16 protein-coding genes are annotated in these 20083 nt (G+C 73.7%); 4 read left to right on the forward strand and 12 right to left on the reverse strand.

What is annotated here, in order from left to right; all coding sequences use genetic code 11:
- Positions 1-32: 32 nt before the first annotated feature.
- Positions 33-1952, forward strand: coding sequence for a potassium transporter Kup (locus ABD671_RS21265; protein ID WP_344735516.1), 1920 nt, complete (start codon positions 33-35; stop codon positions 1950-1952).
- A 27-nt stretch (positions 1953-1979) separates the two neighbouring features.
- Here ABD671_RS21265 and ABD671_RS21270 read toward each other — a convergent pair whose 3' ends face one another.
- Positions 1980-2963 carry a zinc-binding dehydrogenase gene (locus tag ABD671_RS21270; protein WP_344735517.1) on the reverse strand — a complete coding sequence of 328 codons (984 nt, stop codon included), beginning with the start codon at positions 2961-2963 and terminating at the stop codon, positions 1980-1982.
- A gap of 94 nt (positions 2964-3057) precedes the next feature.
- Here ABD671_RS21270 and ABD671_RS21275 point away from each other — a divergent pair, with 94 nt between their 5' ends.
- Positions 3058-3642 carry a TetR/AcrR family transcriptional regulator gene (locus ABD671_RS21275; RefSeq protein WP_344735518.1) on the forward strand — a complete coding sequence of 195 codons (585 nt, stop codon included), beginning with the start codon at positions 3058-3060 and terminating at the stop codon, positions 3640-3642.
- 120 nt (positions 3643-3762) lie between these two features.
- On the opposite strand, the gene ABD671_RS21280 is transcribed toward ABD671_RS21275, so the two are convergent.
- On the reverse strand, positions 3763-4056 hold the full coding sequence (locus ABD671_RS21280) for a helix-turn-helix transcriptional regulator (RefSeq protein WP_344735519.1): 294 nt from the start codon (positions 4054-4056) through the stop codon (positions 3763-3765).
- 79 nt (positions 4057-4135) lie between these two features.
- Here ABD671_RS21280 and ABD671_RS21285 point away from each other — a divergent pair, with 79 nt between their 5' ends.
- On the forward strand, positions 4136-7873 hold the full coding sequence (locus ABD671_RS21285) for a putative inorganic carbon transporter subunit DabA (RefSeq protein WP_344735520.1): 3738 nt from the start codon (positions 4136-4138) through the stop codon (positions 7871-7873).
- 198 nt (positions 7874-8071) lie between these two features.
- On the opposite strand, the gene ABD671_RS21290 is transcribed toward ABD671_RS21285, so the two are convergent.
- The 5 genes from ABD671_RS21290 to ABD671_RS21310 all read right to left on the reverse strand — a co-directional run bounded on the left by ABD671_RS21290 (position 8072) and on the right by ABD671_RS21310 (position 15017).
- Complete coding sequence (locus ABD671_RS21290; protein ID WP_344735521.1) at positions 8072-10333, reverse strand: SpoIIE family protein phosphatase; 2262 nt, start codon at positions 10331-10333, stop codon at positions 8072-8074.
- Between the two features lie 161 nt (positions 10334-10494).
- Positions 10495-12765, reverse strand: a complete 2271-nt coding sequence (locus ABD671_RS21295; protein ID WP_344735522.1) for a SpoIIE family protein phosphatase — start codon at positions 12763-12765, stop codon at positions 10495-10497.
- A 349-nt stretch (positions 12766-13114) separates the two neighbouring features.
- Positions 13115-13555, reverse strand: a complete 441-nt coding sequence (locus ABD671_RS21300; protein ID WP_344735523.1) for an arsenate-mycothiol transferase ArsC — start codon at positions 13553-13555, stop codon at positions 13115-13117.
- Positions 13552-14286 carry an aquaporin gene (locus ABD671_RS21305; protein ID WP_344735524.1) on the reverse strand — a complete coding sequence of 245 codons (735 nt, stop codon included), beginning with the start codon at positions 14284-14286 and terminating at the stop codon, positions 13552-13554. Before ABD671_RS21305 ends, ABD671_RS21300 begins: the two co-directional genes overlap by 4 nt.
- The gene (locus tag ABD671_RS21310) at positions 14283-15017 is read right to left on the reverse strand and encodes an arsenate reductase/protein-tyrosine-phosphatase family protein (protein WP_344735525.1); all 735 of its coding nucleotides are present in this window, start codon (positions 15015-15017) and stop codon (positions 14283-14285) included. Before ABD671_RS21310 ends, ABD671_RS21305 begins: the two co-directional genes overlap by 4 nt.
- A gap of 198 nt (positions 15018-15215) precedes the next feature.
- On the opposite strand from ABD671_RS21310, the gene ABD671_RS21315 reads away from it, so the two are divergent.
- Complete coding sequence (locus ABD671_RS21315; protein ID WP_344735526.1) at positions 15216-15620, forward strand: hypothetical protein; 405 nt, start codon at positions 15216-15218, stop codon at positions 15618-15620.
- Positions 15621-15629: 9 nt separating this feature from the next.
- Here ABD671_RS21315 and ABD671_RS21320 read toward each other — a convergent pair whose 3' ends face one another.
- From ABD671_RS21320 to ABD671_RS21340, 5 genes are all read right to left on the reverse strand, one after another.
- Positions 15630-16343, reverse strand: coding sequence for a type 1 glutamine amidotransferase (locus ABD671_RS21320; RefSeq protein WP_344735527.1), 714 nt, complete (start codon positions 16341-16343; stop codon positions 15630-15632).
- Between the two features lie 85 nt (positions 16344-16428).
- On the reverse strand, positions 16429-17055 hold the full coding sequence (locus ABD671_RS21325) for a TetR/AcrR family transcriptional regulator (protein ID WP_344735528.1): 627 nt from the start codon (positions 17053-17055) through the stop codon (positions 16429-16431).
- 70 nt (positions 17056-17125) lie between these two features.
- Positions 17126-17896 carry an HD domain-containing protein gene (locus ABD671_RS21330; protein ID WP_344735529.1) on the reverse strand — a complete coding sequence of 257 codons (771 nt, stop codon included), beginning with the start codon at positions 17894-17896 and terminating at the stop codon, positions 17126-17128.
- A gap of 172 nt (positions 17897-18068) precedes the next feature.
- A complete protein-coding gene (locus tag ABD671_RS21335; protein WP_344735530.1) occupies positions 18069-18608 on the reverse strand; it encodes a GNAT family N-acetyltransferase in 540 nt (179 codons plus the stop codon).
- An 83-nt stretch (positions 18609-18691) separates the two neighbouring features.
- On the reverse strand, positions 18692-19936 hold the full coding sequence (locus tag ABD671_RS21340; protein ID WP_344735531.1) for an exonuclease domain-containing protein: 1245 nt from the start codon (positions 19934-19936) through the stop codon (positions 18692-18694).
- Positions 19937-20083 lie beyond the last annotated feature (147 nt).

Genomic DNA, 20083 nt, shown 5'->3' on the forward strand with positions numbered 1-20083 from the left:
CGGCGTCCGCGTGCCGCCTAGGGTCGCGAACCGTGACCACCCCGCGCCCTGCCTCCGACACGCTGCGTCTCGCGGTCGTCGTCGGTGCCCTCGGTGTCGTCTTCGGCGACATCGGCACGAGTCCGATCTACACCCTCCAGACGGTGTTCAACCCCGACGACCCGCACCCGGTGCCGGTCTCCTCCGAGAACGTCTACGGCGTCGTGTCGCTGATCTTCTGGTCGGTGATGGCGATCGTGACGATCACCTACGTGCTGCTGGCGATGCGGGTCTCCAACGACGGCGAGGGCGGCATCATGGCCCTCATCACGCTGCTGCGGCGGTGGGCGAACTCCGGCCGGGCGGCGGGCCGGGTGACCGTCGGCCTCGCCGCGCTCGGCGTGTTCGGTGCGGCGCTCTTCCTCGGCGACAGCATGATCACCCCCGCCATCTCGGTGCTCTCGGCCGTCGAGGGGCTCAAGGTCGTCGACCCCGGTCTGGAGAGCTGGGTCGTGCCTATCACGGCCGTCATCATCGTGCTGCTCTTCGCCGCGCAGCGGTTCGGGACGGCGGCCGTCGGCCGGCTGTTCGGGCCGGTCATGATCGGCTGGTTCGTCGCGATCGGCGCCTGCGGGATCTACGGGATCGTGCGGGAGCCGGCCATCCTGCGCGCGCTCTCGCCGACCTACGCCGTCGGCTTCCTGGCCGGTCACTTCGACCTCGCGTTCTTCGCCCTGGCCGCGATCGTGCTCTCGGTGACCGGCGCCGAGGCGCTCTACGCCGACATGGGGCACTTCGGACGGCGTCCGCTCTCGCTGGGCTGGATCGCCCTGGTCTTCCCCGCCTGCGCGCTCAGCTACCTCGGGCAGGGGGCGCTGGTGCTCGACGACCCGACCACGATCCGGGCGCCGTTCTTCCTGCTGACGCCCGGCTGGGCGCAGATCCCGTTGGTCGTGCTGGCCACCGCCGCCACCGTGATCGCCTCGCAGGCCGTCATCACCGGCGCGTTCTCGGTGGCGGCCCAGGCCGCGCGGCTCGGGTACCTGCCGCGGCTGCGGGTGCTGCACACCTCGGAGGACTCCCACGGCCAGATCTACGTGCCGTGGATCAACTGGCTGCTCTTCGTCTCCGTGCTGACGCTGGTCCTCGCCTTCCGCAGCAGCGCGTCGCTGGCCTACGCGTTCGGCATGGCGGTGACCGGCACGATCCTCATCACCACGATCCTCTACTTCCACGTGGTCTCGCGGTCGAGCCGCCTGCCGGCCTGGGCGCTGTGGGCCGCGGCGTCCCCGCTGCTCGCCATCGACGTGCTCTTCCTGGCCGCCAACATGACCAAGCTCGTGCACGGCGCCTGGTTGCCGTTGCTCATCGCCGTCACGGCGTTCGTCGTGATGACCACCTGGCAGCGGGGCCGCGAGGTCGTGACCGCCCGGCGGGTCGCGATGGAGGGGCCGCTGCCGGAGTTCGTCGAGGAGGTGCTCGACCCCGCCTCGCATGTCGGGGTGATCGAGGGGACGGCGATCTTCCTCAACCGGGGCAGCGCCACCGCACCGCTTGCGCTGCGGGCGAACGTGGCCCACAACCATGTGCGCCACCGCCAGGTCGCGATCGTGTCGGTGACCACCGAGGTGGTGCCGCGGGTGCCGGAGTCCGAGCGGGTCGTCGTCGACGACCTCGGGCACCGCGACGACGGCATCGTGCACGTGACCCTGCGCTTCGGCTATGCCGAGACCCCCGACGTCCCGCGGGCCCTCGCCCTGCTCGACGCCGAGCAGAGCGAGGGCCGGCTCGACCTGGCCGGGGCCACCTACTTCGTCTCGCGGGTCGAGCTCGTGCCCGGGGGCGAGAGTCCGCTGCCGCGCTGGCGTCAGCGGCTGTTCATCGCCACCTCGTACGTGGCGGCCGACGCCGCCGAGCACTTCGCCCTCCCGCGCGACCGCACCGTGCTGATGGGCTCCCACCTGCCGGTGTGAGTCCAGGTGTGAGCTGTCGGCAGCCGATCAGGGGACGAGCTGGATCTTGCCGACCCGGCCGGGCCGGAAGTGCGCGGCGACGGCGTCGGCGGCCTTCTCGAGCGGGAAGGTCTCCTCGACGCCGAGGGTGACCTCGCCGGACGCGACCCGCTCGACGACCTCGCGCAGCAGCGCGGTGCGGCGCTCGGGGGCCATCGCCTTGGAGACGGCCGAGCCCCAGAACCCCTTGACCGTGGCCTGCTTGAAGATCACGTCGCCCGAGGGGATGAGCATGACGCCGTCGTTCATCGCGCCGAAGGAGATGAGCGTGCCGTCGACGGCGAGGACGCCGAGGAGGTCGGCGGCGGCCTGGCCGCCCACCGAGTCGACGGCCACGGTGATCGGGGCGCCGCCGGTGATCGCCTCGACCCGGTCGCGCCAGTCGGCGCGGTCGGTGGAGACGACGCGGTCGATGCCGGCGTCCGCGAGTTCCTGCTCGCCGGCCTCGCGGCGCACGAGCGAGACGACGTTGATGCCGCGGGCGCGCGCGAACTGGACGACGAGGCGTCCGACCGCGCCGTTGGCGGCGTTCTGGATCAGCCAGCCGCCGGCCTCCAGGCCGGTGAAGTCGAGCAGCGAGACCGCGCTGAAGGGCATCGAGACGAGCTGCGCGGCGGCGCCGTCCTCGATGCTGTCGGGCACGGGCAGCAGGGCCGCGGCGGGCGCGAGCACCTGCTCGGCCCAGACGCCGAAGACGCCGCCGGCCACGACGCGCTGACCCACGCTCAGGTGGGTGACGCCCTCGCCGAGCGCCTCGACGACGCCGAGGGCCTCGGTGCCGGAGCGGGCGCCGGGCAGGTCGGGCTTGAAGCCGTAGGTGCCGCGGACGGTCCACAGGTCGTGGTTGTGGATGGTCGCGCGCACGATGCGCAGGCGCACCTGGCCGGGGCCGGGTTCACCGGCGTCCGCGACCTCGGTGACGGTGAGCACCTCGGCCGGGTCGCCGAAGGTGTCGTGGGTGAGTGCGCGCATGGCGCTCCTCCTCGTGGATCGGGATGCCCGGGATCTCCGGGCTGTGGCTCACCCCCGACTATACTGGAATGGTCGTTACAGAAAAGGAGGCGTGATGGCCCGCACCCGCACCTTCGAGACCGCCGCCGCGGTCGCCGCCGCCCGCGAGGTCTTCTGGCGCCGGGGCTACGCCGAGACCTCCGTGCCCGACCTCGAGGCGGCCACCGGTCTCGCGCGCTCCAGTCTGTACGCGGCCTTCGGCTCCAAGCGCGGCCTCTTCGACGCCGCCGTCGCCAGCTACCTCGAGGAGGTCGTGCGGCCCCGCATCGCCGCCCTCGGGGACGACGGCGAGGACGCAGTCGCACCCGACGCCCTCGACGGCTACCTCGGCGGCCTGCGGGACGCCGTCGCGGCCGGCGCCGACGACGTCCGCCTCGGCTGTCTGCTGGTCAACACCGCCGGGGCCGATCTCGTGCACGACGAGGGGGTGCGCGCCGTCATCGCCGGCTACCACCGCGAGCTGCGCGGAGCCGTCGTCCGCGGGTTGGCCGCCGCGCGACCGGAGCTCGACGACGCCGCCCGATCGGCGCTCGCCGTCGAGATCGCGGGTCTGGTCGTCTCCTCGATGGTGCTGGCCCGGGTCGACCGGGACGCCGCCGTGGAGCTGCTGGAGAGTGCCCGGGGGCGGGTGGCGGCCTGAAAGGTTCGGCGGCCGACCGCCGAAGCTTCAGCGGCCGGCCGCCGAACCTTTCGGTGGGCGTACGAAGGTTCGTACGCCGAGTGCAAGGTTCTGCCGCGGGGGCACGCCCGCGCGCCGCGCCTAGTCGAAGATCCCCAGCAGCGACTTGATCGGGATGTCGGACTCCGCCGGATGCCGCAGGCGGCGGTGGGGGTGGAGCCGGTACTCGTTGCGGCGTCCGACCTTGGCCTTGGTCACGTAGCCGGCCTCCTCGAGGTCGCGCACGATCGCCTGGGCGGCGCGCTCGGTGATGCCGACCGTGTCCGCGATGTCGCGCAGGCGCGCGCTCGGGTCCCGGCTCAGAGCCACGAGGACGTGACCGTGGTTGCTCAGGAAGGTCCACGGCCGATCGGACGTCGGTGTCAGCTCCGGCACGGACCGAGTGTAGTGCTATGGCCCACGCCACACTCACGAATCTAGACACATGAATTGCACTTCCTGTATTCATGTTCCTATGAACTCGCTCCGATCGGTCGCCGTCGCGGCTGCTTCCCTCGCCCTGCTCGGTGCCGGTGGTCTCGCAGCCACCGTCGTCCACGGACTCATCGCCGGCACCTGGCCCGACGGCGCGCGCCTGGTCGCCGCCGTCCTCGCCGTCCACGTGCTCTGCCTCGGCGCGGTGGTCGCGCGGTTCTCCGCGACCAACCTGCGCGGCCAGGCGCGCGTGCCCCGGTTCGCCGCCCTCCTCGCCCTCGCGCTCGCCGCCCTCGTGGCGATGGCCGCCTCGCCGACCCTCGTCGGCTTCGCGGCCGGCTGGACCCTCAGCGGTCTCGCCATCGCGGGTCTGGTGCACCACGTCGGCACCCCGCTCTCCCGCGACGCCGCCCGCCGCGTCGTCGCCTCCCTCGCGATCGGCGACGTCGGCCTGTGGCTCCTCGCGCTCGGCGGCGACGCCCTGCCCGAGCCGGTCGCGGTGCTCGCCCTCGTCGCGGCCGTCGTCAGCCGCGGCGCCCTGGTGCCGCTGGGCGAATGGCTGCCCGAGACCGCCGAGGCGCCGTCCCCGGTCTCCGCACTGCTGCACGCCGGCGTGGTCAACGGGGGCGTCCTGCTCCTCCTGCTCCACGGCGACGTCCTCCCGGGTGCCGCAGCCCCCGCCCTGACCGTCATCGGCGGCCTCACCGTGCTCGCCGCGGTGCTCGCCCAGCAGGGCCGCACCGACGTCAAGGGCCGCCTCGCCGCCTCCACCAGCGCCCAGATGGGCCTGGCGACCGTGCAGGCCGCGATCGGCCTGCCCGCCACCGCGTTCGTGCACGTGATCGCGCACGCCTGGTGGAAGGCCTGGCTCTTCCTCGGCGCCGGCGGCGCGGTCACCCGCGCCCGGGAGACCCCGCAGGTCGCCGCCCTCCCGACCGGACGCCGCATCGTCGTCGCGGTCGCCGCCCTCGCCGCGGCCGTCGCCACCGGGTTCGCCCTGCCGCACCACCTGCCGGTGACCGTGCTGGCCGTGCCGGCGGTGCTCGTCGGCGCCGTCGCCGCGGCGTCCCTCCAGGCGGGCCTGGCCGCTCAGCGGTCGGGTGCCGGCTGGAGCCGCCCGCTGGCCGCGTTGGTCGCGGTCGTCGCCTTCGCCGGCATCGTGCTGGCCTCCGAGCACCTGCTCGAGTCGACCTTCGAGGGGGCCCTCGGCGAGCCCGACGGCCTGCTCGGCGGGCTCGCCCTCGTCGTGCTCGCCCTCGCGGCGCTGGCCGGCTCGGCCCGGATCGTCGACGCCGCCGCCCTCGACGGCCTGCGGGCCCGGCTGGCGCTGCCCGGCTGGAGCGTGCGGACCCGGCGCAGCCGGCTGGCCGAGCGCATCGCCGACTCCTCCACCAGCGAGGACTACCGCGCCGAGGGCGGTGCCGACCGGGTGCGCCTGGCCGTGCGCATCGCCTCCTCGACCATCGCGCCGAACTGGCCGCTGCGGTTCGCCATCTCGGTCTCCCCGCAGGACGGCCTCGAGCGCTTCGACGTCGACACCGCCGAGGAGATGCTCGACCGCTTCCACCGCCGCGACCCGCGCGCGCTGCTGCGTCGCCTCCTCGTGCTGCACGCGGACGGCGTGCTGAGCGACGTCCACCTGCGCCGCGCGCTGGCCGACCTCGACGCCGACCACCGGCTGCCCACCGCCTGGCACGGCCTACCGCCCGAGGACGTCGTCACCTACGCCCGCGCCCTGGTCGAGACCGCGCCTGCCGCGGCGTCCACGGTCCGCGGCCGCACCGCCGACCTCGTGCAGGCCGCCCACTGGTGCGCCCAGGCCTGGGGCCGCACCGACGCCCGCGGCATCGAGGCCGACCCCTGGCGCCACTGGCTCCAGGCCGCCCGGCGGCCCGGTGCCGACCTGGTGCTCGGGGTGCGGGGCATCCGCGCCGCCGCCACCGCGCTGCCCGAGGACCCGATGCTCGCCCTCGCGCTGCTGCACGCCGAGGCGCGGCGCCGGGCCGAGGCGGCCGGCGAGGGTCCGCTCGACCTGTTCGCCCACCTCGCGGGTCTGCTCGCGAGCCTGCCCGGCTGGGCCGCCCACGCCCGCTGGCGCGTCGAGCACGGCGGCAGCCCCGACGCCGTCGTCCAGCTGTGCGCGCTGCTCGCCGCCCACGAGCTGCTGCTGACCCCCGAGGACGCCCCGCACGCCACCCGGCCCGCCGTCCTCGAGGAGGGTGCCGGCGAGGCGCGCCGCCTGCTCGCGGTGTTCCAGCGAGCCCTCGACCTCGTGGTGCAGGAGCGGCTGCTCGCGGCCGCCCCGCGCCCCACGACCGGGGTGGAGGACCGCTCCGCGGTGGTGCACAGCCTGTGGTGCCTCGACGCCCGCTCGGCGCCGCTGCGCCGGCACCTGGAGTCGCTGCCCGGTCCGCGGCGCCACCGCACCCACGGTGTGGCCGGCTTCTTCGGCATCGCCGTCGAGGCGGCCGACCCCGACGGCACCCGGGTCGCCCGCGCGCCGGGTCTGCTCGACCCCGACCTGACCTTCCGTGCCGCGGCCGTCGCCCCCAGCGCCGGCTGGAGCGCCACCGCCGCGGGTCGGGACCCGCTGGCCGCGCTCGGGTACGCCGAGGTCGGCGGCCTGATCGCCGCAGGCACCGCGTTCGTCGAGGCCGCCCGCCGGGTGCTGCGTCGCCCGGCCCGGCCGCGCCCGGCCGACTGGCTGCCCGACATCGACACCGCCCAGGTGTGCGACACCCACGGCGTCCCGATCACGCCGCGGGCCAAGGCCGAGCGGGTCGCCGCCGTCCTGCGGGCGGCCGGTCTGGACGACGAGCTCGGCGCCGTCCTGCTCGTCGTCGGGCACGGCGCGACCACCGCGAACAACGCCTACGCGGCCTCCTACGACTGCGGCGCCTGCGGTGCGAACCCGGGTGTGCTGAACGCGGCCGTCTTCGCGGCCTGGTTCGACGACCCGGCCGTGCGGGCCGAGCTGCCGAAGCTCGGCATCGTGGTGCCGCCGCGGGCTACCGCGGTGCCGGCCTGGCACGACACCACCGCCGACGTCGTGGTGGTGGAGTCCGACCACCCCGACATCGTCGCCCTCCAGGGCGACCTCGAGGCCGCCGCCGCCCGGGCCCGTGCCGAGCGCAGCGTCGACCTGCCGGGGTCGGCCGACCCGCTGCTGCGCGGTGCGGACGGCGCCGAGCCGATGCCCGAGTGGGGCCTCGCCGGTGCGCACGGTCTCCTCATTGGCCGCTCGCGCATCCCCGAGCCCGGCGCCCGCTGGTTCCAGCTCGACTACCGCCACGAGGACGACGGCGTCGAGCCGACCCTGCTGCGCGACGCGCTCGCCGGGCCGGGTCTGGTCGCCGCCGGCATCATGGCCTGCTACGCCCAGTCGGCCGCCTATCCCGAGCTGTTCGGGGCCGGCGACAAGACCACCCACAACGTGGTCGGCGACATCGGGGTTGTGCGCGGTCGGGCCGGCGACCTGGCCATCGGCCTGCCCTGGCAGGCGCTGACCCCGCTCGACCCGGCCGACCCCGCCGCCGTCACCGCCCTGCGGCACCTGCCGGCCCGTCCGCTCATCGCCGTCGAGGCCCCGCGCGAGCGGGTGCTGGACGCCGTCCGCGGCGTGCCCGCGCTGCACGGCCTGGTGGCCAACCGCTGGGTGACCCTGTGGGCCGTCGAGGCCGACGTGGTGCTCGAGTACTCCCCGGCCCGCGGCTGGGTCGACGCCCGCACCGGGGAGCTCGCCGCCGAGGTCGCGTTCTCGGACGGGTCGGCCCGCTGAGGGGTGTGTCGGAATCACCGGTGCACCGGTGACTCCCTCACTTCTCAGGGAAAACATCCCCTGAGAAGTGACAGTTTCCCCTGAGAAGTACCTCCGGATATCGGACAGATCGACCCCACGCACCCGCCCCCTCCCTGGTCCACCGGGGAGGGGGCGAGGTGCTGGCGGGGTGAGGTCGCGACCCGCAGTCGGCCGCCCTCAGGCCGGACGCCGCACCACCAGCACCGTCGTGTCGTCGTCGTGCGCCCCCGGGACGACGTCGAGGAGCTGCTGGGCGAAGGCCCCGATGCCGGCCTCGGTCGGGCCCGGTTCGCCGGCGCGGCGCAGCTCCTCCATCGTCGTGGCGAGGTCGCGGTCGCGGCGCTCGTGCAGGCCGTCGGTGTAGGCCACGAGCGTGCCGCCGGGCGGGAGGACGGCGCGCAGCACCTGCGATTCGCCGTCCCCGATGCCCAGCAGGGGCCGGGAGATGCCGTGCAGGATGCGTGCCGGGCCGTCGCCGTAGAGCAGCGGCGCGGGGTGGCCGGCGTTGATGATCTCCAGCTCGCCGGTGTCGGGGTCGAGCACGACCAGCAGCACCGAGGCGACCTGGTCGACCATGAGCCCGGCCATGAGCCGGTCGAGCTGGTCGAGGATGCCGGCGGGTCGCGACCCCGAGAACAGGTAGGCGCGCAGCGAGGTGCGGATCTCGTTCATCGCCGCCACCGCCTCGATGCCGTGTCCGGCGACGTCGCCGACCACGCAGGCCAGGCGGCCGTCGTCGAGTTCGAGCACGTCCCACCAGTCGCCGCCGAGCCGGTGGGCGGTGGCGGGCACGTACTGCGAGGCGACCTCGATACCGGCCATCTGCTGCACCACCTGGCTGGCCAGGGTGCGCTGGAGGCGCTCGACCACCGTGATCTGCTCGTGCGAGAGCAGCCGCAGCCGGCCCACGGTGTGCAGGTGCGCCGCGCGGGCGATCTCGTGGTGGGACGCCGTCCACGGGCGGCTGCGGCCGCGCACCACCTCGCGCCAGCGGTCGAAGGAGCGCCGCGGCGAGACCCGCACGTCCTCGCCCTCGCCGGCGTACAGCTTGGCGTTGGCGGGGTCGCCGCCCCACTCCACGATGCGCGGCAGCTCGGGCCGGAACCACGCCAGCCACGGGCCCGGCGCCGTCCCGACGACCAGCGCACCGGCCGCCGTCCCCGCGTGTGCGGCGAGGTCGGGGTCGAGCGTGGCCAGGTGGTCGTGGGACGACGCCGCGCCGTCCTCGCGGCGGAGCAGGTCGAGGATGCGCGCGACGACGTCGGCCGGCGGCACCTCCCCGACGCTCACCGAGGTGTGGTCGTGGCCGACCACGAGCCCTCCTGCGCCGACCATCGCCAGCGCGGCGGGATGGTCGGCGAAGGTCTCCAGGAACCGGTCGTCGGCGGCGGCCAACGCGGTGGTGAGCCGGGCGAGGTGGTCGCGGTCGCGCAGCACCGCGTCGCGCTGCTCGGCGCGTTCCCGCTCGCCGAGCATGCGCGAGGCGACCTGGGCGAGGAACTCCGCGGTCGCTCGCACCTCGTGGCTGGGCCGGTGCGGCCCGGAGTAGTGGTGGCAGGAGACCAGGCCCCAGAGCCGGCCCTCGACGATCAGCGAGACCGACATCGAGGCCGTGACGCCCATGTTCGCCAGGTACTCCAGGTGCATCGGCGAGACGCTGCGCAGCGTCGAGAACGACAGGTCGAGCGGGTCGCCGGAGTCGGGGTCGAGCATCGGCACGACCGGCACGGGCCGGTAGGCGACGTCGGCGATGAGGCGGATCCAGTTGATCGTGTAGAGCCGTCGCGCCTGGGCCGGGATGTCGCTGGCCGGGTAGTGCAGGCCGAGGAAGGGGTTGAGGTCGCCGCGCTTGGCCTCGGCGATCACCTCGCCGTTCCACTCCGGGTCGAAGCGGTAGACCATGACGCGGTCGAAGCCGGTGGCGCTGCGGATCTCGGCCGCCAGGTGGTCGGCCAGCGACCGCACCGTGCGGGTGCCGATGAGGTGCCCCATCGCCGAGCGGGCGGTGGCGTAGCCGAGGGTCCCGCCCTCCTCGTGGCGCTCCTCGATCTCGACGATCACCCGCTTGCCCGAGCGGTGCAGGGCGAGCTCGACCCAGCGTCCCCGCAGCGTGCCCTCGCCGTGCGGGTCGGCGTCCACGTGCGGCATCGGCAGCGTCAGCACCTCCCCGCGGACGGCGTCCACCTGGTCGACGACGCGGGTGGCCATCGAGGCCCCGAGCAGGTCGGGCAGGGTGAGGGTCAGGGCGATCTCGGCGGGGACGCCGAGCAGCTCGCCGATGTTCGCCGAGGCCATCACCAGGTGCAGCGACGGCTCCTCGATCGCGAGCAGGACGCCGTGCGGCTGGATGGCGCCGGGCACGTGGATCGGCTCGCGCTCGCAGCTCGTCAGATCGACCGGCGGATACGCCGGATGGTGTGCGGATGCACCGATGCTCATGGTTCGCCCCTCCCCCGCGGGCCCCTCCAGCCCGCTCCTCCGGGACGGCGGACCCGGAAGAACCCTTCGACGGTAGCCCAGTGGTCCCGGCGTGAACCGGGTCTTTGTGCCCGGAACGGTTGGTGGTCTGCACCGGGGGCAAGGAAGGGCTTGACACCGCGTCAGCGGGGACGCCGGACCACCAGCACCGTCGTGTCGTCGTCCTGGGTGCCCGGCACGATGCCCAGCAGGCGCGTCGTCCAGGCGACGAGGTCGCCGTCGGCCGGGCCGGGTTCGCCGCCGGCGCGCACCTGCTCGAGGGTCTCGGTGAGATCGCGGTCGCGGCGCTCGTGGAGCCCGTCGGTGTAGGCGACGAGGGTGCCGCCGGGTGGCAGCGTGGCGGTGAGGGCGACCGAGACGCCGTCGCCGATGCCGAGCAGGGGGCGCGAGACGCCCTCGATCACGCGGGCCGGACCGTCGCCGTAGAGCAGCGGCGCGGGGTGGCCGGCGTTGACGATCTCGACGGCGCCGCTCGCAGGGTCGAGGACGACGAGCAGCGCCGAGGCGACCTGGTCGCCCATGAGCCCGGCCATCATCCGGTCGAGCTGGTCGAGACTCTGGGTGGGTGCGATGCCGGTGAAGAGGTAGGCGCGCAGGGCGGTGCGGATCTGGGTCATCGCGGCGACGGCGTCGACGCCGTGCCCGGCGACGTCGCCGACGACGAAGGCCACCCGGCCGTCCTCGAGTTCGAGGAGGTCCCACCAGTCGCCGCCCAGCTGGTACTCCGCGGCGGGCAGGTAGCGCGAGGCCACTTCGTATCCGGCGACCTCGCGGACGACGTCGGTGACCATCGTGCGCTGCAGCGACTCGGCCACGGCGATGGGTCCGCGGGCGCGCAGCAGCAGGAGTCCGGCCGTGTGGGCGCGGACGGCGTTGGCCAGGTCGTGGTCGCCCGGCGTCCACTGGTGGCTCTGGAGGCGCACGACCTCGCGCCACTTGTCGAAGGACTTGCGCGGCGAGAGCCGCACCTCCTCGCCCTCGCGCTCGTAGAGCTTGGCGTTGGCGGGGTCGCCGCCCCAGTCGACGACGCGCGGCATCTCGGGGCGGTACCAGGCGAACCACCGGTCGTCGGCGCTGCCGACGATCATGGCGCCCGCGGCGGTGTCGGCGTAGGCGCCGAGCTCGGGGTCGAGCGAGGCGAGGTGGTGGGACGACGCCGCCTCGCCGTCCGAGCGCCGCAGGGCGCGGGCGATGCGGAACATCGCCTCGGGCGGCGGGACGTTCCCGGCCGACATCAGTTCGCCGTTGTAGAAGAGGCCGACGCCGCCGGCGCCGATCATCTCGCGGGTCGCCGGATGCTCGACGAGGGTCGTCAGCACGTCGTCGCCCGAGGCGACCATCGTCGTGGTGAGCTCAGCCAGCAGCGTCTGGCCGCGGAACAGCGCCTCGCGCTGGTCGGAGCGTTCCCGCTCGGCCATCATCTGCGAGGAGATCTGGCCGAGGAACTCCGCCGCGGCGCGCGCCTCGTGGCCGGGGCGATGCGGACCGGAGTAGTGGTGGCAGGCGATGAGGCCCCACAGCTGGCCGTCGACGATGAGGGAGACCGACATCGAGGCCGTGACGCCCATGTTGGCCAGGTACTCCAGGTGGATCGGGGAGACGCTGCGCAGCGTCGAGAACGACAGGTCGAGCGGCGCTGCGGTGGCGGGGTCGAGCACCGGCGTGATCGGCACCGGGCGGTAGGAGATGTCGGCGATGAGCCGGATCCAGTTGACCGTGTAGAGGCGCCGGGCCTGCGCGGGGATGTCGGTGGCGGGGTAGTGCAGGCCGTGGAAGGAGTTGAGGTCGCTGCGCTTGTCCTCGGCGATCACCTCGCCGTTCCAGTCCTGGTCGAAGCGGTAGACCATCACCCGGTCGAAGCCGGTGACCGAGCGGATCTCCTGCGCCAGCCGGTCGGCGAGACCGCTGACGCTGCGGGCGTCGACGAGCCGGGCCATCGCCGAGCGCGCCGAGAGGTAGCTGAGCATGCCGGCGTCGTCGGTGACCTGCTCGAGCTCGACGACGATGCGCTCAGCGGAGCGGTGGACGGCGATCTCCACCCACTCGCCGCGCAGGCTGCCGCGGCCCTCCGGATCGGCGTCCACGTGTGGCAGCGCGAGGGTCAGCGGCTCGCCGCGGACGGCGTCGAGGTGCGCGATGACCCGCTCGGCCGCGCCGGACCCGACGAGGTCGGCGAGCGTGCGCCCGAGCGCCTCCTCGACCGGCACGCCCAGGAGCTCGGCGAGGTTGGCCGAGGCCATGACGATGCGGGTGCTCGGCTCCTCCAGTGCCAGCAGGACGCCGTGCGGCTGCACCGCGCCCGGGATGTGGATCGGCTCGCGGTCGCAGGTGCTCAGATCGGCCGGGGGATAGGCCGGGGAATGCGCGGCGGGGTCGGTGTCGAGCTGGGTCACGCGACACTCCCTCGGCTACCCGTGCGCTGGGGGCCATCGGGCTCTCGCCACCCTAACCCGACGCGCCGTGACCCCGGATACGGATGGTCGGCCTAGCGCGAAGGGGTGGAGCGCGCCTCATCGGTGGTCGAGGTGCGAGCGCCAGCGAGCCTCGAGACTCCGGCACCCGAAAGGCGGCCGTACGGCGGGTCGTTTGGCCGTCGGGCGTTTCGAGGCTCGCTGCGCTAGCACCTCAACGACCGGAGGGGTACCTGCCCCCTGTCGGGGCGACCGCCCCCGTCGGTGGTCGAGGTGCGAGCGCCAGCGAGCCGCGAGACCCCCGCACCCGACAGCGGGCCGGGGGGACCGATCAGCTCCCCAGCAGCGACGCCGGCAGTTCGTGGTCGGGAGCGAGCTCCGCGATGAGCGCGCGCACCCGGCCGTCGATGTCGGCGACGATGCGGCGCACGGTGGCGTCGTCCTGGCCCTTGGGGTCGTCCAGCGGCCAGTCGCGGTAGGTGGCGCCGGGCACGTAGGGGCAGTTCTCGCCGCAGCCCATGGTGATGGTCAGGTCGCTGGCGGCGATGGTCTCGGGCGTGAGCAGCTTGGGCGACTCCCGTGAGGTGTCGAGTCCGAGGCCCTCGAGGACGGCGGCCACTTCGGGGTGGATGTGGTCGCCCGGCGTCGTCCCGGCCGAGAGAGCGATGACGTGCCCCTGCGCGTAGTACTCGGTGAGCAGCCGGGAGGCCACCGAACGGCCGCCGTTGGCGCGGCAGGCGAAGACGACGGTGGGCGTGTGGTCGGAGGTCACAGGGTGCTCCTGTCGGTGTGCGGGACGACGACGTCGTCGGCGGCTGCGGCGACGTCCGGGTAGAGGTAGCGCACCAGCGCGAGGCCGAGCGCGCCGCCGACGATCTGGGCGGCGAGGAAGCCGGGCACCGAGGCGGGGTCGATGCCGGCGAAGGAGTCGGAGAAGACCCGGCCGATCGTGACGGCGGGGTTGGCGAAGGAGGTGCTGGAGGTGAACCAGTAGGCGGCGCCGATGTAGGCGCCGACGGCGGGCGCGGCCAGCGCGCCGCGTCCGGTGCGGGCGAGGGCGAAGATCAGCGCGACCAGCCCGGCCGTCGCCACCACCTCGCCGAGCAGCAGCTGCGCGTCGGTGCGCTCGGTGGTGGCCAGGCGCGTCACCTCGACGTCGAACATCAGGTTCGCCAGCACCGCACCCGCGATCGCGCCGACGGTCTGGGCGACGGCGTAGGCGGCGACGTCCGAGCCGGCGAGGCCGGTGCCGGCCCGGCGTCCGAGCAGCCAGTCGGCGGCGGAGACGACCGGGTTGAAGTGGGCGCCCGAGACCGGACCGAACAGCAGGATCAGCACGGTCAGCCCGAACACGGTGGCCGTGGAGTTCTCCAGCAGCTGCAGGCCGATGTCGTCGGGGGAGAGGCGTTGCGCGGCGATGCCGGAGCCGACGACGACCGCGACGAGCAGGGCGGTGCCGACGGCCTCGGCGACGAGGCGGCGGGCGAGGGGGGCGGGGGTCATGCGGTGTCTCCGTGGCGGGATGTCGGGTGGGTGGGGCTCGGGTCGAGGCGGACGGCGAGGTCGGCCACGCGGGCGGTGATCTCCTCGACGGCGGCGTCGAAGGCGGCGTCGGTGCCGACGGGCACCGGGTCGGGCACCGACCAGTGGCTGGTGCCGGCGAGATGGTGGCCCTCCGCGTGGGCGGCGAGCGCGGCGGCGTCCTCGTGGGCGGCGTCGCAGACGGTGACGACGAAGTCGCCGTCGGTCAGCAGTCCGCCGAGTCCGCGCGGGGCGCTGGCCGTGAGGTCGAGGCGGTGACGGCGGGCGGCGGCGACGGCGCCGGGGGCGATGCAGGCGGCCGGACGGGTGCCGCCGGAGGCGACCGGGAGGCTGCTGCTGCGCCGCCACGCCGCGGCCGCGATCTGCGAGCGGGCGGAGTTGCCGGTGCAGACGAAGACGACGCGGCGGGCGGGCGTGCCCGTAGGCGCAGGCTGGGTGAGCGGCAGCAGGCCGCCGAGCGCGCCGGCGTCGAGGCGTAAGTAGGTGCGGCGCCGGTCGGCATGGGAGCGGTGCCGCGTGACCAGTCCGCACTCCTCGAGCACCGCGAGGTGGTGGGCCAGCAGGTTGGACGGCAGCCCGAGTGCTGTCGCGAGCTCGGACGGCGAGGCGTCGCCGAGGGCCAGCCGGTCGGCCACCTCCAGGCGCGTGGGCTCGGCCAGGGCGGCCAGGCGCTGCACGCGGAGGGTGGTCACGTGGAGAACGATAGCTCAATAGTCATTGAGTCATCTCGGCCGGGTGGGGCTGCAGGTTTCCCCGGTCAGCCGGGGAAACCTGATGTTGATGGGCGAAGCTTCGCCCCACAACATCAGGTTTCGCGCCACACGTGCGCCTGATGCCGGCCACCCCGCGGTCGGCCGGGACGCTGGCATCGGCTGCCTACGCTCGACGCCATGACGCGTCTGCCCCTCGTCGTCCTGCTCGCCGTCGTCGCGCTCGGCGCCACCGCCTGCTCCGATGACACCGACGCCGCCGGCGCCGACTCCGGCGCCTCGGCGTCCTCCCAGCCGGCCATCGACGCGGTCAGCTCCATCGCCCCGCAGCTGGAGTCGGCGGTGCGCAGCGAGACCTACCCGATGACGCTGGAGGAGGCGGTGGCCCGCATCGACGAACTCGGGCTGACGCCGGCGGCGCCGCTGCAGGTGGCCGGCTACCGCTACGACGCCGACCAGGTGGAGTTCACCCTGTGCGTCGAGGACGCCGACTCGGGTGCCTACGCCACCTACAACACGGCGCCGATGAGCGTGCGCCAGGCGGGCGACAGCGGCGGCTGCGCGTCGGCCGACCTCACCCGCTGACCCGCGGGCTCACTCCAGCCCGGCCACCCGCTCGAGGAACGCATCCACCAGCGCCGCGGCCCGGGCGTAGGACGCCGTCTCGGTCGCGCGGACGCCGTCCACCAGCTCGCCGGCGTCGATGCCCCGCTCGGCGAGTTCGGCTGCGCCGCCGTTGTCGATCCACGCCTGCACGCCGTCGGCGTCGATCTCGGGGTGGAACTGCACGGCGAGGTTGCGGCGCAGCACGAACGCCTGGGACGCCGCGTCGTTGCGGGCGAGCTCGACGGCGTCCGGCGGCAGCTCCCAGCGATCGAAGTGCCACTCGAACCACGGTCCGCCGCTCACCAGGCCCTCGCCGTCCGCGCTGACGGCCACCTCGACGAACCCGATCTCGGGGTGCGGCGAGGGCGCCACCGAGCCGCCGTGGGTGTCGGCGAGCAGCTGCCCGCCGAAGCAGATGCCGAGCACCGGGGTGCCGGCGGCGTCGGCGGCGCGCAGCTGCTCCTGCTCGGGCAGCAGCCAGGCGCCGAGCTTCTCCTTCTCGTACACGCCCCACGGCGAGCCGAGCAGCACGACGACGTCGTAGCCGGTGAAGTCGGGGAAGTCGGTGGTGACGCCGGGCTCGGCGTAGCGCTCCTCGGGCACGACGAGGTGCCGATCGACGGTGAAGCCGCGCTCGGTCAGGCGGCGGCCGACGTGGCCGTGGGGCGAGGCGTGGTCGTGGGCGACGACGAGGGCGCGCATGGCTCCAGGCTAGAAGGCACGTCGGCGGCCGAGGTGAGGTGCCGTCCCCCGCTGGTGTCGTGGCCCTCGACGGAGGATGCGGCTCTCATGCCCCGGCTTCGAACGCGGGGGCGAGGTAGCGGACGGCGAGCACCTTCGTCTGCTCGATGATCGCCGCGTCGCCGTCCGGATTCGCGCGGAAGGCCGTCTCCAGCAGGGCCTGGCAGGCCTCCCAGGTCACGTAGACCATCAGCGTGAGCTGCTGCTCGTCGACGAGCGCGTGCTCGGCCATGAGCGCGGCGACCGTCGCGGCGAAGCGGGTGTTGTTCTGCTCGTGGTCGGCGCCCAGGAACTCGGGGTCGAAGCGGGCGTCGATCCACAGCTCCCGCAGGGCCGGCTGGCTGCGGTAATGCTCGGCGTAGGTGTCGAGCAGCAGGTCGACGAGCTCGCGCCAGTGCGGGACGGCGTCCTGCTGGGTGAGGACGCCGGTGAGCACCTCCTCGAAGCTCGCCACGAACCGCTCGGCGAGCGCGTAGACGATGTCGTCCTTGCGGGCGAAGAACTGGTAGACGGTGCCGAGCGGGACGCCGGCCTGCCGGGCGATCTCGCTGACCTTGAGGCCGTCGATGCCCTCGGCGCCGACGATGGCGGCAGCGGTGTCGAGGATCCGGTCGACCCGTTCGCGACTGCGCTGTTGGGTCGGGGTGCGTCGCAGATGCGCTGATCCCGCCATGGCCCCTCCTCTCGACGGCGCCATCGAACCAGATGCCCGAGCGTCGACCGATCAGCCGATCACTGCGCCGCTACTTCGCTGTGCGCTCGAAGGGGGCCAGGCGGATGAGGGGGACGAAGCCGCAGCGGCGCACGAGCGCGAAGCGGCCGCCCCGCACGGCCCGGGCCTCGTCGGTGAAGTGGCCGCCGAGACCGCGAGTGAAGCCGGCGCGGTCGTAGCGGGCGAGGGTGTCGGCCACGAGGTCGGCAGGGAGGTCCCAGATGCGCTGGCCGACGATGTCGACCATCGCGCCGTTCTGGATGTAGTAGCCCAGCGCGCCGTCCCGGGCGATGGTCACGCCGGGAGTGGTGTGCACGGTGATCGCGTCGGCGAGGGACGCCGTCCGTTCCGGCGCCAGGCCGACGGCGGTGGCGGCTTCGGTGGCGCGGCGGGCGCTGCGCAGGGTGAAGTCCTCGCCGGGCACCGCGGGCACGAGGCCGTGGTCGTGGAGCAGTGCGCCGGCGTAGAGCAGTTCGTCGTCCACCTCGGTGCCGTCGACGTCGGCCAGGGCGCGGCCGAAGATCCACGAGCGGTAGCTGTGGGTGAGGATCACCGGGTTCTGCTCGGCCGCCGCCTCCTCGATCGCGCGGGCGAAGGCGCTGTCGGGCGCGACGATCGGGCGGTCGTGCGGATGCGGCGTCGTGCGCGGACGGTCGCGCCGCACCCGGTGCATCAGGTAGTCGCGCTGGGACGTCGCGATCGCGCCGAGCAGGGTCAGTCGCTCGCGCCGGGTGAGCCGGCCCCGGGTGCGGGTGGTCCAGGCGTAGCCCCCGAGGCGCTCGGGGTCGGGGTGGGTGCTCACGCGGGGCTGCTCAGAAGGTTAATCATGAACATGATTCATATTGTGTTGCGAGCAGTGGCAGAGGTCAATGCCGCCCGCCCTGGGCTTCCTCCGGTGGTCGAGGTGCGAGGAGCGCCAGCGACGAGCCGCGAGACCCGGTGAGTCACGCGGCGACAGTTACCCGCCGCCGACCTCAGACCCCCGCCAACGCACTCCGCCGCTCCACCAGGACGACGTCGCGCCACTGCCCGGCCATCGGCCCGACCCGCATGCGCCCCAGTCGCTCGCGGGTCCCCACGACCCGGAACCTGGCGGCTTCGTGCACGGCGAGACTGACGGTGTTCTCGGGGAAGATCCCCGACTGGATGGTCCAGATGCCGGCCTCCTCGGTGGAGTTGATCAGCGCCTGGAGCAGCCGCGGTCCGATGCCGCGCCCACGCGCGTCGGGATGCACGTAGAGCCCGTGCTCGACCACGCCCGCGTACACGGCCCGCGTCGAGATCGGCGAGACCGCCGTCCACCCCAGCACGCGCCCGGCCGCATCGACGGCGACGTGCCGGTGCTCGGCCGGCCGCGCAGCGGAGAACGCCTCCCAGGTCGGAGCCTCGGTCTCGAACGTCGCATGCCCGGTCGCGATGCCGGTCTCGAAGACCGCCGCGACCTCGGGCCAGTGCGCCTCAGTCATGGAGATGATCGCGGTCGGGTCCTCGGCGGAGATCGGGGTGTCGGCCATGCGATCAGCCTGTCAGTCGCCGAGCCGTGCCCGGGTCCATGGGGCACCCGCGCGGGTACGAGCCCGATGGGCGCGCGCATGTGTCAGACGGGTTCGACCTCCGCCATTCCCAACACCAGCCCGAGCAGGCCCGACTCGGTGACGATGGGGACGCCGTACTCACGCGCCTTGCGTGCTTTGCCGCTGAGGGAATCGGGATCCGCGGCGACGAGGAGTCGCGTCTTCTTCGTCAGGCCTCCGACGACGAGACCTCGCTCGAGGAGGATCGCCTCGATGGATGACCGTGGGTGGTCCATCTGTCCGGTCAGACAGATGTGATCGCCCGGCTCGAGCTGAAAGCCGGCCGTGATGGGCGATGTCCGTGCGCGCTTCGCTGCGTCGAGGGAGAGGGCGACGTCGTCCTTGCCGAGCCCGAGCAGTCGGGCCACGATCTCGAGATCGGCGACCTCGGCACGAGTGATGACACCGTCCTCCCAGGCCACGTCGGCCAACGTGAGGAGGTAGTCGCGGTGGATGCCGTCGAGCCGATCGCGGTCGAGCCCGAGCTCGGTCGCGGTCGCGATGAGCGCCTCCTCCTCGTGGGCCGAGAGGTAGCGGTCGAGCAGCGCCATCTCGAGCACGTGCAGGTAGGAGTCGACCGGTGGGCTCGGATGGTGCGGCATGACGGCGACCAACCGGTCGAGCCAGAACTTCTCTCGCCTCGGCGCCGCTCCCGATCGCGCCACCAGGGGGACGGCGACGGCGACGTCGATCGGCACGTCGCAACTCGGCCAGCCGTAGGCGCTGGCCCGGGCCGTCACCTCGCTCCACGGCGGCGGGGTGTAGGTGGTGCGCATGATGTGGGCGAGCAGTGCGGCGACGGCGCGGGCGTCGGCGAGCGCCTCGTGCTCACCGCCGTGATCGATCCGCGCTGCGCGGCAACAATCGATGAGTCGACGCGACGACGAGCGGACGTAGCGTCCGGCCAGTTCCAGGGTGCAGAGCGACGGGATGTCCGCCCCGCCCCATCGGTACCCGGCTCGCGCCAACTCCGCCCTGAGAAAGCGGACGTCGAAGCTCGCGTTATGGGCGACAACCGTCCGGCCCGCGACCGATTGCAGCACCAGCGGCACCAGGTCGGTGAAGGACGGCGCCTGCAACACCTCGCGTGCGGTGATGCCGTGGATGTCGGTCGGACCGACGTCCCGGCCCGGATTCACCAGCGTCGACCATTCGCCCTCGATCCGCCCGTCGGCGTCGAGGAACACGACGCCGATCTCGACGACCCGGTCGTGCTGTGAGGGGAAGAGTCCGGTCGTCTCGACATCGATGCAGGTGTACCCGCTCATACTTCCCCTTCCACAGATCACCGCCGGGGCGGAATCATGCTGGTCGGATCTGGCCGCATCGTCACGCTTCTACCGGCACGAGGTGCTCTGGTCTGGACGGGCGGTGGCCGGAGGACTTCGGAGCCGAAAGAAGGGGCGGTCTCGTCG

It is taken from the genome of Nocardioides fonticola, from assembly GCF_039536805.1.
GTDB lineage: Bacteria > Actinomycetota > Actinomycetes > Propionibacteriales > Nocardioidaceae > Nocardioides > Nocardioides fonticola.

Coding starts and splice junctions, on each gene's coding strand:
- ABD671_RS21285 (WP_344735520.1), top strand. CDS start 4,136: ATGAACTCGCTCCGATCGGTCGCCGTCGCGGCTGCTTCCCTCGCCCTG.
- ABD671_RS21340 (WP_344735531.1), bottom strand. CDS start 19,936: ATGAGCGGGTACACCTGCATCGATGTCGAGACGACCGGACTCTTCCCC.
- ABD671_RS21290 (WP_344735521.1), bottom strand. CDS start 10,333: ATGAGCATCGGTGCATCCGCACACCATCCGGCGTATCCGCCGGTCGAT.
- ABD671_RS21305 (WP_344735524.1), bottom strand. CDS start 14,286: ATGACCCCCGCCCCCCTCGCCCGCCGCCTCGTCGCCGAGGCCGTCGGC.
- ABD671_RS21335 (WP_344735530.1), bottom strand. CDS start 18,608: ATGGCCGACACCCCGATCTCCGCCGAGGACCCGACCGCGATCATCTCC.
- ABD671_RS21315 (WP_344735526.1), top strand. CDS start 15,216: ATGACGCGTCTGCCCCTCGTCGTCCTGCTCGCCGTCGTCGCGCTCGGC.
- ABD671_RS21270 (WP_344735517.1), bottom strand. CDS start 2,963: ATGCGCGCACTCACCCACGACACCTTCGGCGACCCGGCCGAGGTGCTC.
- ABD671_RS21325 (WP_344735528.1), bottom strand. CDS start 17,055: ATGGCGGGATCAGCGCATCTGCGACGCACCCCGACCCAACAGCGCAGT.
- ABD671_RS21275 (WP_344735518.1), top strand. CDS start 3,058: ATGGCCCGCACCCGCACCTTCGAGACCGCCGCCGCGGTCGCCGCCGCC.
- ABD671_RS21320 (WP_344735527.1), bottom strand. CDS start 16,343: ATGCGCGCCCTCGTCGTCGCCCACGACCACGCCTCGCCCCACGGCCAC.